General features: G+C 50.2%; 12 protein-coding genes. 5 read left to right on the top strand and 7 right to left on the bottom strand.

The window, feature by feature from the left end; translation table 11 throughout:
• Positions 1 to 7 precede the first annotated feature (7 nt).
• Complete coding sequence (locus AB3G37_RS16835; protein WP_009637801.1) at positions 8 to 409, bottom strand: hypothetical protein; 402 nt, start codon at positions 407 to 409, stop codon at positions 8 to 10.
• A 229-nt stretch (positions 410 to 638) separates the two neighbouring features.
• Here AB3G37_RS16835 and AB3G37_RS16840 point away from each other — a divergent pair, with 229 nt between their 5' ends.
• Together AB3G37_RS16840 and AB3G37_RS16845 are read left to right on the top strand one after the other, a co-directional pair.
• On the top strand, positions 639 to 1244 hold the full coding sequence (locus AB3G37_RS16840; protein ID WP_369788553.1) for a GNAT family N-acetyltransferase: 606 nt from the start codon (positions 639 to 641) through the stop codon (positions 1242 to 1244).
• 4 nt (positions 1245 to 1248) lie between these two features.
• Complete coding sequence (locus tag AB3G37_RS16845) at positions 1249 to 2046, top strand: ornithine carbamoyltransferase (RefSeq protein ID WP_369788554.1); 798 nt, start codon at positions 1249 to 1251, stop codon at positions 2044 to 2046.
• 61 nt (positions 2047 to 2107) lie between these two features.
• Here the strand turns inward: AB3G37_RS16845 and AB3G37_RS16850 are convergent, their stop codons facing one another.
• Complete coding sequence (locus tag AB3G37_RS16850) at positions 2108 to 2416, bottom strand: HigA family addiction module antitoxin (protein ID WP_009637798.1); 309 nt, start codon at positions 2414 to 2416, stop codon at positions 2108 to 2110.
• 189 nt (positions 2417 to 2605) lie between these two features.
• Here AB3G37_RS16850 and AB3G37_RS16855 point away from each other — a divergent pair, with 189 nt between their 5' ends.
• Positions 2606 to 3010 (top strand): MysB family protein, encoded by a 405-nt coding sequence (locus AB3G37_RS16855; RefSeq protein ID WP_009637797.1) that lies wholly within the window; start codon positions 2606 to 2608, stop codon positions 3008 to 3010.
• A gap of 30 nt (positions 3011 to 3040) precedes the next feature.
• On the opposite strand, the gene AB3G37_RS16860 is transcribed toward AB3G37_RS16855, so the two are convergent.
• Positions 3041 to 3286 (bottom strand): YceK/YidQ family lipoprotein, encoded by a 246-nt coding sequence (locus tag AB3G37_RS16860; protein WP_369788555.1) that lies wholly within the window; start codon positions 3284 to 3286, stop codon positions 3041 to 3043.
• Positions 3287 to 3570: 284 nt separating this feature from the next.
• On the opposite strand from AB3G37_RS16860, the gene opgB reads away from it, so the two are divergent.
• On the top strand, positions 3571 to 5454 hold the full coding sequence (opgB, locus tag AB3G37_RS16865) for a phosphatidylglycerol--membrane-oligosaccharide glycerophosphotransferase (RefSeq protein ID WP_369788556.1): 1884 nt from the start codon (positions 3571 to 3573) through the stop codon (positions 5452 to 5454).
• A gap of 159 nt (positions 5455 to 5613) precedes the next feature.
• Here the strand turns inward: opgB and mdoH are convergent, their stop codons facing one another.
• On the bottom strand, positions 5614 to 8199 hold the full coding sequence (gene mdoH / locus AB3G37_RS16870) for a glucans biosynthesis glucosyltransferase MdoH (RefSeq protein ID WP_369788557.1): 2586 nt from the start codon (positions 8197 to 8199) through the stop codon (positions 5614 to 5616).
• Entirely contained in the window at positions 8192 to 9727 is a 1536-nt protein-coding gene (locus AB3G37_RS16875) for a glucan biosynthesis protein G (protein ID WP_369790983.1), read from the bottom strand. Before AB3G37_RS16875 ends, mdoH begins: the two co-directional genes overlap by 8 nt.
• A 321-nt stretch (positions 9728 to 10048) precedes the next feature.
• Here AB3G37_RS16875 and mdoC point away from each other — a divergent pair, with 321 nt between their 5' ends.
• Positions 10049 to 11236 carry a glucans biosynthesis protein MdoC gene (gene mdoC, locus AB3G37_RS16880; RefSeq protein WP_050956173.1) on the top strand — a complete coding sequence of 396 codons (1188 nt, stop codon included), beginning with the start codon at positions 10049 to 10051 and terminating at the stop codon, positions 11234 to 11236.
• Between the two features lie 91 nt (positions 11237 to 11327).
• Here the strand turns inward: mdoC and AB3G37_RS16885 are convergent, their stop codons facing one another.
• Positions 11328 to 12362, bottom strand: coding sequence for an HlyD family secretion protein (locus AB3G37_RS16885; protein ID WP_369788558.1), 1035 nt, complete (start codon positions 12360 to 12362; stop codon positions 11328 to 11330).
• Positions 12363 to 12416: 54 nt separating this feature from the next.
• Entirely contained in the window at positions 12417 to 14039 is a 1623-nt protein-coding gene (locus AB3G37_RS16890; protein WP_369788559.1) for an MFS transporter, read from the bottom strand.
• Positions 14040 to 14060: the final 21 nt, after the last annotated feature.

Genomic DNA, 14060 nt, shown 5'->3' on the forward strand with positions numbered 1-14060 from the left:
CAAAACGCTATTTGTTGCCTTCCGGCTGCGGGCCTCTTGGACCATGCTCATGGTGCGGGAAGTCCGGGACTTCCATCACAGATACGCGCACTTCATAGTGTTTACCGGCAGTTGGAGCAGGGATCACACCGTTCAACTTTTGCAGCGTATCGGTGGGATTATCACTGGCAACCGATGCACAGAACAGTTCGCCGCCGTGGCAGAAACCGTGCATTGGCGGAGGCGGCATCATCATCCCCATGGGTGGAAAATGCGGGCCTTCACCGTGAAACGGCGGCTCATCCTGAGGGTGACTGACAGGCGCATTCTGTGGAGCTTTTTCCGTAGACTCTGCCGCATGGCTTCCCACGCTGATTAACGCGGCAATACCACAAAGCGGTAACAAGATACTGCGGGTAGAAATTTTCATGGCAACGGCCTTATCAAATGAATTCAGGCTTACTTTGAGCCACTATTTTCAATGAATAAACCCCGTTTGCTAAACCTTTACCCTATCGCCGCACCCTCTTTGCAAAGCTGAATCTCCATTGACAAAAACGCTTGCAAACTAACCATCGATTTTCCTAAAACCTATTGGCAAAACCGTTTTGGAGTTATAGGGTATAGGAATGCTCTAATTAAAGGAAAAATAAAGGATTATGACTTCTGAAAACTGGCTGCAAGAAATCACACTACCTGGCAAAACGGTCACGTTAATCCCCCTGCGCAGCGAACACGCCGAGGAACTCGGTAAGGTGTGCGCCGACGGGGAGTTATGGAAATTGTGGTACACCTCTGTGCCGACTAAAAGCAGCGTTGAGAGTTACATCGCAACAGCGTTAAAAGAGCAGCAGGCCGGAGCTTCTCTGCCATTTGCGGTAATGCTTAACGCAACTCGGCAGATAGTGGGTACCACGCGTTTTTGCCGCGCAGATAATCAGCATCACCGCGTTGAGATAGGCTTTACCTGGTATGCGAAAAGTGTGCAAAAAACCGCAGTCAATACCGAGTGTAAATATCTGCTGTTACAGCATGCGTTTGAACAACTTGCCGCCATTGCGGTGGAATTCAGAACCCACTGGCACAATCACACTTCCAGAGCCGCCATTGCGCGCCTCGGCGCCAAGCAGGACGGCGTATTGCGCAATATGCAAAAGGATCCCGACGGTGCCTATCGCGATACGGTAATTTTCTCGATTATTGACAGCGAATGGCCAACGGTTAAAAAAAGCCTGAACTTCAAGATGGGTCAATATCCGAGATAATGTGATGAATCTAATAGCGTTAAGTGAACTCAGCGTTGAAAACGTTTATGAGATTTGGCGGTTGGCGGAAGCCCCATTGAAATCCCTAAATTGCAAAGCAGCCTGGTCGTTCGAAGGAAATGGCATACGAACGCGCACGACCTTTATTCAGGCATTCCAGGAGCTTGAAATCCCTTTTATCGAGCTGCCGAATCTTTTGAAAACAGCTGAACGCGTGGAGGATCTAGCCGGTTATCTTGACCCCTTTTACAGTCTTTATGTGATTCGAGAAGCAAATCACCAGAGGCTCTCGCAGTTTGCAAAGCACTCTGCTAAACCGGTGATTAATGCTATGTCCAGTCAGGGACATCCGTGCGAGGTGTTAACCGATGCATTCTGGATTAATAAGTCGATAGGGGCGATAAACCAGCTGCGTATTTGCCTTTGGGGGCCAACGACTAATGTCTTCCGCTCATGGCACCAGCTGGCTTTAGTCTTGGGTTTACAGCTGACCCATTTCTGCGATCGGCAATTTCACGATGGATCACAAGGGGTAAAATTTACTTCAACACTCGATTTTAACGCGGATGTTGTGATAACTGACGGTTGGCCTCCAAATTGTGCAACACCGCTCTCACTCACAGAAGCATTGCTGCAAAAGCTCGGTCGGCCCAAACTCCTGCCCACGCCCCCTTTCACCATCGGACAAGAATTGGATTTTGATCCTCTGCTCTATGCAAATTTTGCCGGTTATCAGCAAAAGCAGTGGTTATTGCCGGTGCAGAAAGCGATTATTACTCATTGCCTGCAATCCCGTTTATAAAGTGAAATTCCCGAAAATAGCCCTCGTCCGTTTCCCCATCTTGTAGCGCATACATTGTCCCTTAAATCCAATGAGGCGTAAAAGAAGTAGGCTTATAAAGCTGGGTCAGTCGAGAGGTATCAACAGCTTTTGCAGCAACTTCCAAACTATAGCTCGCTTGTAGCCGCATCCACATTTCAGGAGTGCTTCCTAATACTGCCGCCAGTTTTATTGCCATCTCTGGTGAAACGGCCGCTTGGCCACTGACTAAACGCTGTGCCGTTGAAGGGGCTATATCAAGCGCACGCGCTAGTTCTCGGATCCCGACACCTAAATCTTCAAGAATGCCTGAGATAATTTCCCCTGGATGGGGGGGATTAAACATAGCCATTAGTGATAGTCCTCATCATTTAACAGTGCCCCGCCCTTCATTACTCAAGTTGAACTAACGCGGTCTTTTAGCTCAATAAATCTCCTACCGAATCGCAAATTAATTTTTTTTATTCCTAATTGTCTGTGAGCCGTAAATCTTCAACTATCCTTTCCTAAAAACACTGCAACCTGTGTAAAAGGAGGAAATATGTCACTGTATGCCACGCTGGAAGAGGCTATAGATGCAGCACGAGAAGAGTTTCTGGAGAAAAATGCCGAAACTTCAGACGACGAATCACCGTCAGTCAGCCAGCTCAACTTGCAGAAATATATTATGCAAGACGGCGACACCATGTGGGAAGCCGAGTTCGGTGCCGAGGAAGGCGAAGAGACTCAGGATTTAAGCTTCTTGAGCGGCGAAGCTGCACAGGCAGTTTTTGATGACGATTTTGATAAGCAAGAATTGCTGGAGGAATGGCAGGACGAGAATACGTTGTATGAATGGGACGAAGGCGAATATCAGCTAGAGCCGCCACTGGATACGGAAGAAGGTGCCGCCGCGGCTGAAGAATGGGACGATGAAGACGACTATCCAGGACGTGACGTTGATTAATTTTGCCAGTCAGGCGCGGTTGGCCTGATTTTACTCGTACGGCCCGTGGCGGGCATCAATAGGTAGCATAAAGGTATCTACTATCATCGAAAGCGGAACATCGATGACGGTGACATATCGCCACGGCCCGTCGCGTAAATCCCACTGCACGCCCGGATAGTATTGATTATTATGCCCTTGCCCCGGTACTGTACGACTTATAATGCTGCCACAGCCGGATAAAGTAGCCACGGCAACCCCAAGCACAACTGCCCTTGCGATTACACCCTTGTTCACACCAGAATCCCCTTTTTCTTACCGTTTCTAGTGTTAAGTTTACCACAGCCAAAGCCTCTGCCTGCGTTAAGCAAACGTAAAACCAATACTGTCATAAGGCTTCACCTTAGATAAGAAAATGCTATAAAATGCGGCGCGATCATTCTGTATAAGAATTGTTTATTAAAATTATATTAAGATGAACCGTAAGGGTCCTATTGAATAAGAGTCATCTCCGTTTTAATTAGATGTTTTTTATCAAAGGGTTATTACACCATCGGTTAATTCCCACTCAAGGAAAGTGCATGGCACTTGAACTCATTTCCGTTTTGTTTTTTATCGCCTCAGTTACCCTCAGTATCTTCAAGGCGAAACGAAATTCCTTTTGGATCTCCGTGAATTTGTTACTTTCGGCGCTGTTTCTGCTCCTGAGCGCTATCTGGACTGCAAGTAATTACTTCACCGGTGAGGGCGTAAATGACGAGGTGTTGTTTACCATTACCAATAGTCTGACCGGCGCCGGAGTTGGCAAATATGTTCTCCCGGCAATAGGCCTGATCGTATTTATTTTCCTGATCTTTGGCTTGTTGACCTGGTTAATTTTACGCAATAAAAACACCGACCGCAGGATCACTTACAATTATGGAGCGCTGCTTTTTGCGCTGCTGGCGATTGGTACTTCGCCCGCTACGGCCCAGTTGGTCAGTCTGACTACTTCTCAGTATGGCGATGATAAGTCTGATTTTTCCGAAAACTATAAAGACGCGGTCAAGACTATCAACGGCAGCAAGCCTAATCTGGTGTATATCTTTGGTGAAAGCCTCGAGCGTACTTATTTCGATAATGACTTATTTCCGGACCTGACTCCTGAACTGGGCGCAATAAAGAAAGAGTCGCTAGACTTCAGTAATACCATTCAGATACCCGGGGCAGAAAACACCGTATCCGGCATGGTTTCGGCCCTGTGCGGCATCCCGCTTTTTGCCCCTTTTGACAGCAACGCGTCAAGCTCGTTGTCGACCTTTTATCCGCGCAGCGTTTGTCTTGGCGATATCCTGAAAGCTTCTGGTTATACCAACTATTTTTATCAGGGCGCGAACCTGGCATTTGCCGGCAAAGAACTATTGCTGTCGACCCACGGCATCGACCATCTCTATGGCTATAACGAGCTTAAGCCGTTAGTCAAAGATGCAAATTATAAAAATGAATGGGGCTGGTATGACGATACGATGCTGGACTTCGTTTACAATCGTTTTATCGAGTTGTCTAAAGCCGGTAAACCTTTCTCACTGTTCGCGCTGACCGTCGATACTCATCATCCCGACGGTTATATTGATGCGACCTGCAACAGAAAAAGCTATTCCTATGACAACAAGCGCAATCAGTCGTTAAGCGCCGTTGCCTGTAGTCAGGAACAGGTTGCAAAACTTATCAATAAAATCAAGGCCTCGCCGTATTTCAAAAATACAGTGATTGTGGTGTCTTCTGACCATCTGGCAATGAACAACACCGCGTATTCGATTCTGACCAAACAAAATCGTAGAGATCTGTTCTTCGTGCTGCGCGGTACAGGCTCCAATAATCAGGTCATCAGTCAGAAGAGAACCACGCTGGATAACGGTGCGACCGTGCTGGATGTGATGGGCGGCGACAACTATATCGGACTGGGGCGCAGCAGCCTGACCAGCGAGTCGCTCGCCAATAACTATCGCGATATCCGTCGTCACGTTTTGCGCTGGAAACCGGCAATTATCAAGATGTGGGATTTTCCGAAAACGATCACCGATTATGTACTGCACACCGACAGCAAAATGCTGAACTTCTCCGGCGTGTCGTTCAAATATCCTCTAATCCTGCGGGTTACCGATGGCAGGGTCGACCCGATGTTTGACGTCTATCTTTCAGCTCCTTTAGAACAACAGCTTTCGAAACTCGACCCGAACGAGAAGTTTGTCTGGGTAGATAGCTGTAGCAAGATGGGCAATATCTGGGATCCGAAATTGAAAGATGTTAACAACATCTGTGTTGCGACTGGCAGTCTGAATACTCAACCGCATATTGTTGAAGCAGATCGCGATCTTTACCGCAACAAGGTGGTTTTCGATGGCTTACCCAAGCTGAATGAGGACACCTTCCACACCACAGTTGAGAAGCTGGCAGCGGTAGAAGATCAGGCTCCGGCCAAGTGAGTTAAGGGAGTAAAAAGCCTTCTCTGAAATCTTTTGCGCATAAAAAAACGGGCAGTCTGCATCACGCAAACTGCCCGTTTTATTTAGCTCAACCGTCTGATTTATGAAGTTAAATGCCGTTGAGAATGGGCTACCGCTTTAACTGGCAACCCAATATTCTCAGGCGGTTTTCACTTCCAGCGTTTGCGTTTCAGGGAAGGCCTGAACGTTACGCGGCAGCTCGCCATAATAGTCTCGCCATTCGTGTAATTCTGGATTGGTCCACACAGCCGAGTGCAGTCTTGCCAGAATCACCGGGTCACTCAGCAGCACCAGACGATCGGCCTTACCGAGGCTTTTCGGCCCGCTCTGCAAGGCTTTTTCAAGCGTTTGCCGACGACCGTTTTCAATTGTCTGACGCAGCAGGTGACGCGAAGTCGCCATACCCGTTGCCAGTGCATTGAAAGTCGGGTTGACCACCGCGTGCATAAAGCCATTTTTCAGCATACGTTCGCGGTTAAGCTTCAGATATTCTTCTGTCGCGATCAACTCACGCGGCGGATCGTACTCTTCTGGGATCAGGAACAGTTTGGCGGCCTTGCTCTTGATACCCAACGTCGCCCGGCTGGAAAGCACAGACACGATCGGCGAAAGGATCAGCGAGAAGACGATTGGCGCCAACCACCACAGGAAGCGCAGATCAAGCCAGGCCATACCGCTAGCCCAAACCAGACCCAGCAACAGCTGTGAGCCGTGACGCTTAAATGCTTCGCCCCAAGGGGTGTCATCATCGTCACGCTGCGGTGAGTTCCAGACCACTTCCCAACCCAGGAACGCACTGACCACAAAAACGGTGTGGAACAGCATACGCACCGGCGCAAGCAGCACAGAGAACAGCATCTCCAGCAGCATCGACAGCAGCAGACGAATCGCTCCACCGTATTGTTTCGCACCTTTGGCCCAAATCAGCACGATACTCAGCAGCTTAGGCAGGAACAGCAACACCATGGTGGTCGAGAACAGCGCGATTGCCAGCTCGGGACGCCACTGCGGCCACACCGGGAACAGCTGGCGCGGTTGCAGGAAGTACTGTGGTTCCATTAGCGTATGTACAACCTGTAACGCAGTAGACAGTGCCAGGAACATAAACCACAGCGGAGCAGACAGGTAAGACATCACGCCAGTCAGGAACACGGCGCGGTGAACCGGGTGCATGCCTTTAACCAGGAACAGACGGAAGTTCATCAGGTTACCGTGACACCAGCGGCGGTCGCGTTTCAGCTCGTCCAGCAGGTTTGGCGGCAACTCTTCGTAGCTTCCCGGCAGGTCATAGGCAATCCACACGCCCCACCCTGCGCGACGCATCAGCGCGGCTTCTACGAAGTCATGCGACAGAATCGAACCAGCAAACGAACCTTCGCCCGGCAGAGGTGCCAGTGCACAGTGCTCGATAAACGGCTTCACGCGGATGATGGCGTTATGGCCCCAATAGTGCGACTCGCCTAACTGCCAGAAGTGCAGACCGGCAGTAAACAATGGGCCATAAACGCGTGTTGCAAACTGCTGGCAGCGCGCATACAGCGTATCCATGCCTGACGCTTTTGGCGCAGACTGGATAATACCGGCGTTAGGGTTTGCATCCATCAGTCGTGCCAGACCGGTGAGACATTCACCGCTCATTACGCTGTCGGCATCAAGAATAACCATGTAGGCATATTCTCCGCCCCAACGACGGCACCAGTCATCGATGTTGCCGCTTTTGCGCTTCACGCGACGACGACGACGACGATAGAAAATGCGCCCGTGGCCGTCGACGTCGCGGCAGACTTCCATCCACGCCTTTTGCTCGGCCACGCAGATATCCGGATCGTAACTGTCGCTGAGAACGTAAATATCAAACTGGTCGAGATCGCCGGTGGCTTTTACTGACTCATAGGTCGCTCGCAGACCGGCAAAAACCCGTTCAACGTCTTCGTTACAAATCGGCATAATCAGCGCGGTGCGATTATTGGGATTCAGCGGCTCGTTACCGGTTGTGGAAGCCGTAATACTGTATTTATCACGCCCCATCATCAGTTGCAGGAAGCCCATCAGCGCAGTCCAGAAACCGGCCGAAACCCAGCAGAACAGTATCGCAAACAGCACCAGAATTCCGGTCTGCAACACGTACGGCAACAATTGCAGCACGGATTGCAGCAGATCCTGATTGAGCATATCGGACGGGTCGATTAACGCCCAGCCCTGATACGGCAGAATGGTTTTCATGTACCAGGTGGCGATGGCGGTTTGCACCAGCATCAGCGCCAGCAAGATATAACGGCGAATGGAACCTGCTGCGCGCCACCTTTTCTCTGACTCCGGCATTTGAGAAGAAGTGTAGCGGCGGGCAATCGCGCTGCGCCCCATTAGCGTATCCCAGAAGCGGCCTACCGGGTTGGTACGCCAAATTTCTGGGAACATGCTGGAACGCTTGACTGGCGGCATGGCTTTCACCACGGTACGGCCTTCGTTATCCACGGCGGATAACGTGCCGTTCTCGTCGGCGTCTGGCCAGCCTTCGCCAATGCGCGCTTTCACCGAAGCAAGTGGCGCCTGTGCGTCAGCGGTTTCAATCGCCACCGCAGAATCACCGCCGAGGCGGTGATGCAGAGACGTGAAAGCAACATCATCAGCAGCCGGAAGTTGCTGAGTGATATCCCCTTTCTGAGTCTCAGTCAGGGGCAATGCCTCTACGTACTCTTGAGTAGAATGCGTTGTTTTATTCATTGGCAGGTAACTGATTGCTCCAGGTTTCGCTCAACGTTTTGTCGCCATTAACCAGAGAAGCGCGCATTTCAACCGGCTTCTTGGGATCTTTCACTTTCAGACGCAGCGTCAAACGCCAGCCCTTGGTGACAGAATTATAGCGGACAGAATTCTCAAGCAGATCGGCGTTGTCGCCCATGCTGACCTGAGACGCGACCGGGGTATCCGGTTTCAGTGATTTCAGGGCAGGACCCACGAAATCGACCACGTAGGCAATGCTGCCGTCTTGTTCACGCACCAGATTTGACTGCTTGACATCGCCGGCCGAACGCAGGGTCTGTGATACCCAGGAAGAGTCCGGAGAATGCAGCTTGTCTTCATCACGGGTGAAGTGCAGGCGGTAGCTGATATCAATCGGTTTGCCGGCAGCTGGCAGTTGATCTGGTGTCCAGAAGGCCACGATATTGTCATTGGTTTCATCCGCAGTCGGGATTTCCACCAGCTCGACCTTACCTTTGCCCCAATCGCCTTTTGGTTCTACCCAGGCGCTTGGACGCAGATCGTAGCGATCGTCGAGATCTTCATACTCGTGGAAGTTACGACCGCGCTGCAGCAAGCCAAAGCCTTTCGGATTTTCCATAGTGAACTGGCTAACCGACAAGTGCTTCGGATTGTTCAGCGGACGCCAAATCCACTCACCGTTACCGGCGTGAATCGACAGGCCATCAGAATCATGCAGTGACGGACGATAGTTCATCACGGTTGAAGGCTGGTTCGGGCCAAACAGGAACATACTGGTCAATGGTGCCAGACCCAGTTTTCCAACCTTGTCACGCAGATAAATCTTGGCCTGGATGTCTACAGAGGCTTCTTTACCAGGGTAAACGTCGAGACGATAGGCACCGGTTGCGCGAGGTGAGTCGAGCAGCGCATAGATTACCAGGTGTTTTTCGTCCGGATTAGGACGTTCAATCCAGAACTCGCGAAAACGTGGGAACTCTTCCCCAGAGGAAAGCGCAGTATCGATTGCCAGACCACGAGCCGACAGGCCGTAGACCTGACCTTTACCTATTAGACGGAAATAGCTCGCGCCCAGCACGCTCATAATTTCATCATCTTTATCTGCTTTATTGATTGGATAAAGAACTTTGAAACCAGCGAAACCGAGGTTTTTTACCGAGTCAGCGTCGTGTTTAACATTACCGAAATTAAAATAGTCCGGGCTGTACTTGATTTCTTTAACACTGTTTGCGGTCACTTCGTTAATTTTGACCGGAGTGTCGAAGTACATTCCCTGATGGTAAAACTCAAGCTTGAACGGCGTGTTCAGATTATTCCAATACGCTTTGTCATGATTGAACTGTATTTGTTGGTAGTCCGCAAATTTCATGTCGCGAAATTGCGATGGCAGATTGGTTTTAGGCGCTTCATAGCCTTTATCAGCCAGCGTTTTAGCTTGCTTGGCGACATCGTCAATAGAAAAAGCCCAGGCAGATGATGTGAACAAGGTCATCAACACTGCGGCACTCAGCAAACGGACTTTAGTCATATCTGGCCCTTTGGAAAAATTTTTACCCGGCACGTCCCCTCCTTTAAATGCGCTCAACTCATTTAGTCCATTTTAAGGAATAGTCGGAAATCCGACAACTGAGAGGTGAATGGATCATCACGTTGATGAACCGTTTAAGCACATAGTTGTACAAGGATATCAATTCGGAGAAAGTCCCGCTATGGAAACTTGTCTGAGTCTATAGTAGGGTTGCGGCCCGCTACTGTTGTCGCTTTACAAAAAGCAGACAGTTCTTATTAATGAGTAAATTGATAAGAAAACAAGCGGTGGTCAACGGATATTTTGCTAAAATGGATCATTATGAAACCACAAACTCAACCACGTGAGTTCTTTTTGGACTCCATACGAGCATACTTAATGCTGCTCGGTATTCCATTTCATATATCGTTGATTTATTCCAGTCATATTTGGGCTGTTAACAGCGCGACGCCCTCTGATGGTCTGACAATATTAAACGATACTATTCATGCCTTTCGCATGCAGGTTTTCTTTGTCATTTCAGGCTACTTCTCCTACATGCTGTACGAGCGCTACGAGCGCCACAAGTGGCTCAAGGTGCGGCTAGAGCGTGTCGCCATCCCGCTGGCCGCGGCGTTCCCGCTGATTACCATCCCGCAGTTGTTCTTCCTGTACTTCTTTACAGACAAGTTCGCAAACTGGGGAACGATGGATTTGTACCAGAAACTTAATATCACCGTTTGGGAATTGGTAGCACATTTATGGTTCCTGTTAACTCTGGTTATATTAACCGCCATCTCCTTCTATTTATTCCGGGCATTAAAAGAAAATAAGAATAATCGGATTATTAAAATAATTCGCGAGGCTGACTCATTAGGAAAAGTCTCAATATTATTTTTATTTTTCGGATTAATATACGCGGCGTTTAATCGCAGCCTGTATCTTTTTGCCCCTGAATTGTTAGGTAACGGTGCATTTAACTTTATTGTGATGCAGACGCTTTTTTATCTGCCGTTCTTCTTTATTGGTGCCTGTACCTATAAATTTGCCAGCTTAAAAAGCATGTTCCTTAAACCCTCGGTTCCTGCCTGTGCGGTTTGTATCTTGCTGTTCGCCGCTTACATGATTAACCAGCATGTAAATACGCCAGAGCTTTATTCGATGGAGCTGGATGCAATTATTACCAGCCTGCTGGGCATTCTGATGGTCAACGTGGTGTTCTCGTTCAGCCATTACGTGCTGAACTTCCAGTCGCCGTTCGTCACTTACCTGGTTAATGCATCGCTGTTTGTTTACCTGATTCACCACCCTTTAACGTTGATTTATGGCGCGTTTATTACTCCGCTGATCAAAAGTGACTGGTTGGGCTTCTGGTTGGGGCTGGTGTTTGTGTTTGGTATCGCCTTCTTCCTTTATGAGGTGCACAAACGCATTCCATTGCTGCGATTCCTGTTCTCAGGCAAATGGCAGTTTATGAAAGAAGATAAAGACGACAAACCTGTTACTGCGGGCAACCAGCAGCAGAGTTAATCAAGATGACAGGCACTGCGTGGCGGAAGGGTTGAACCGCCGCGCAGTGCCGCTCTTCCCTTCCCGATAAATCAGTTTTCTTCGTTACAAGCTATCGGCTATGAATATCAATCGTTGGCACCACTGACATGCCGACTCTCAGGCGCGACAAATCCTGCTGATTGGCATCGAGCAGAATCTTGACTTCGAGACGCTGCGTGACCTTGGTGTAGTTGCCGGTCGCATTATCCGGGGTAATAGGCGAGAACGTCACGCCGGTTGCTGGCGCGATGCTGTCTACCGTACCCTTGAAGGTCACATCCGGAACAGCATCGACTTTGATGCTCACCGTCTGATGTGGCTGAACATGAGCCAACTGAGTTTCCAGATAGTTGGCGACCACATAGGCCTCGCGCACCGGCACTACCGCCAGAACACGAGTACCCGCGCTGACATAAGCCCCGACACGCACTGAACGCACCCCCACCACCCCATCAACCGGGGCCTTGATATCGGTATAGGACAGGTTAAGCCGTGCCTGCTGCAATGCCGTTTGCGCAGAATCAATAGCCGCTTTGGCCTGCGACTGCTCGGCTTTCAAGACATCCAGTTGCCTCTCTGCAGCCTGCACCGCCGCCATGTCACTCTGTTGCGAAGCCAGTTTTTGGCGATAGTTGGCATCAGAGTCATCACGCAGATCCAGCGAGGTTGAACCGCTGGCCGACAACGCTTTATAACGCTCGGCGCTCTTGCGAGCATAAACCAGACCCGCCGCATCGGCATTGACCACTGCCCGTGCCTGATCGATCGTCGGCCCTTGTTTGGCCACTTGTGCAACTAGACTTTGCATCTGCGCCTGCGCCGTTTCCAATGCCGCCTGGGCTGTTTGTACCGCGTTAACGTAATCTCGATCGTCAATCTTGGCCAGCAGCTGCCCCGCCTTTACCGTTTGATTATCCTCAACCAGCACAGACTGGATGGTGCCGGAAATTCGCGGGGCGACCAGCGTGGAGTCGGCGGATATCACGGCATCATTGGTGGTTGGCGATGTCTGCCCGGAAATCAGATACCCGCCAACGATGGCCAGTAAAATAATGATAGCGACCACTGCCAGCCATACAGGTTTGATTGAAGATGTCTTTGACATGGTTCTTTTTCTCTCGATTTTCTTATTGATAGTCTTTAAGCAAAAATGGCGTAGTTAGTCTGGTTTCTTGAACAGCGACTGCGGCGGATAAGTGCGTTTAGGCAAAAAAATGGTTAACAGTGCCAACACAATCGCAATGCCGATAATCATCAGATAACTGTCTGAGATTCCCAAAATTGTGGCCTGTCGTTTAACCAACGATGAAAATGCGCTTAACGCCTCCGTTGAAACCGCGGATCCGTCTGGATTCAGCGGTGCCAGAAAGGTTCCATCGCCGTCATAAGGCTGGGAAAGCAGTGAGTTAACGCTACCGGCATGATTTAACAGCACATTAGAGTGAAACTGCTCGCGTTTAGTGGAGAATTCTCCAACCAGCGCGGAGCCCATTACGCTGCTAAACCCGCGAACCGTGTTGAACATCGCCGAGGCAAAAGGCCCTTCTGGCGGTTGCACTACGCCTGTGGCACCCATCAGTACAGGTAAAATCGCCATCGGCTGACCAAAGGCCTGCATCGCCTGCAACCAGTAAAAATTCTGTCTGGCCCATCCCTCAGTGATATGGCTGCCGCCGTAACAGGAGATGCCAATCAGCGCCAGACCGATAATCAGGATCGCGCGGCTGTCTACCCAGCGAATATTCAATACCGCCGCCACTAGTGGAGCAATGATCAGCTGTGGCAGACCAATCGTCAGCGCCAATGGGCCGACCTGCACCGCGCGGAAACCCTGCACGCTTTCCATATAACTCGATGGCAGTGCCGAGCCGGAAAGCACCAGCACCATTAATCCGCCCAGCGTCAACAAGCCGTGACTCAAGTTATGCCGTTTCAGCATCTGCAATTTGAACAGCGGCAGCGGGTGTGACCATTCATTGATAAAGAAGACCAGCAGTAGCGCAATCGACGACAGCAACATCACCACAATCAGCGGTGAATTCAGCCAGTCGAGCCTCTCGCCCTGTTGCAGAACCAACACCATCAAGGCGATACCGCTGGTGCCGGTTAGCATGCCCACGATGTCAATCTGCCTGAATCGCTCAAAACGGGAAGGATCTTGAGGAATTCCGTAGCCGATCAGCGTGGCCGCCAGCAAACATGGCGGGATTACCTGCCAGAATACCCACTGCCAGCCGACAACATCAGTCCAGAATGCCGCCAGCGTGGTGGCAACATTCGGGCCAAAAGTCGCGGTAAGCACATAGGCGCTGAGGCCGTAGAGCTTGAACTTTGGCGGCAAGAATCGCAGCGCAACGGTCATCAACAACGGCGGCAATGCACCACCAAAAATCCCCTGTATCACGCGTAGGGCTATAAAAGTGTCGATATTCGGCGAATAAGGCAGCACCGCAGCGACCAGTGAAAAGCCCAGCGAAACGCCAATGGCAAATCGTCGTAGAGAAAAGGTCATCGCAAACCAGGGAGCCAGCATCATGGCGGCTACCTCAGCAGCCTGATAAGCACCGATTGCCCAACTACCAGGATCACTGCTGATATTGAGCGCGCCCTGTACATCGTCCAATGCGATGTCAGTCACTCGATCATTGAGTCCAGAAAACATCGAGGCTATAAGGACCCCAATCATTCCAATAACCAGCCTTAAGGTAAAAGGCTGTGGCGCTGGGGGAGGTGGTGCGGCAGGCACGCTTGGGGAACTGACAGGTGTAGTTTGCTGATTCATATATTATTTATTCAGCTCAAC

The organism is Rouxiella sp. WC2420, assembly GCF_041200025.1.
In the GTDB taxonomy this organism is placed as follows: domain Bacteria; phylum Pseudomonadota; class Gammaproteobacteria; order Enterobacterales; family Enterobacteriaceae; genus Rouxiella.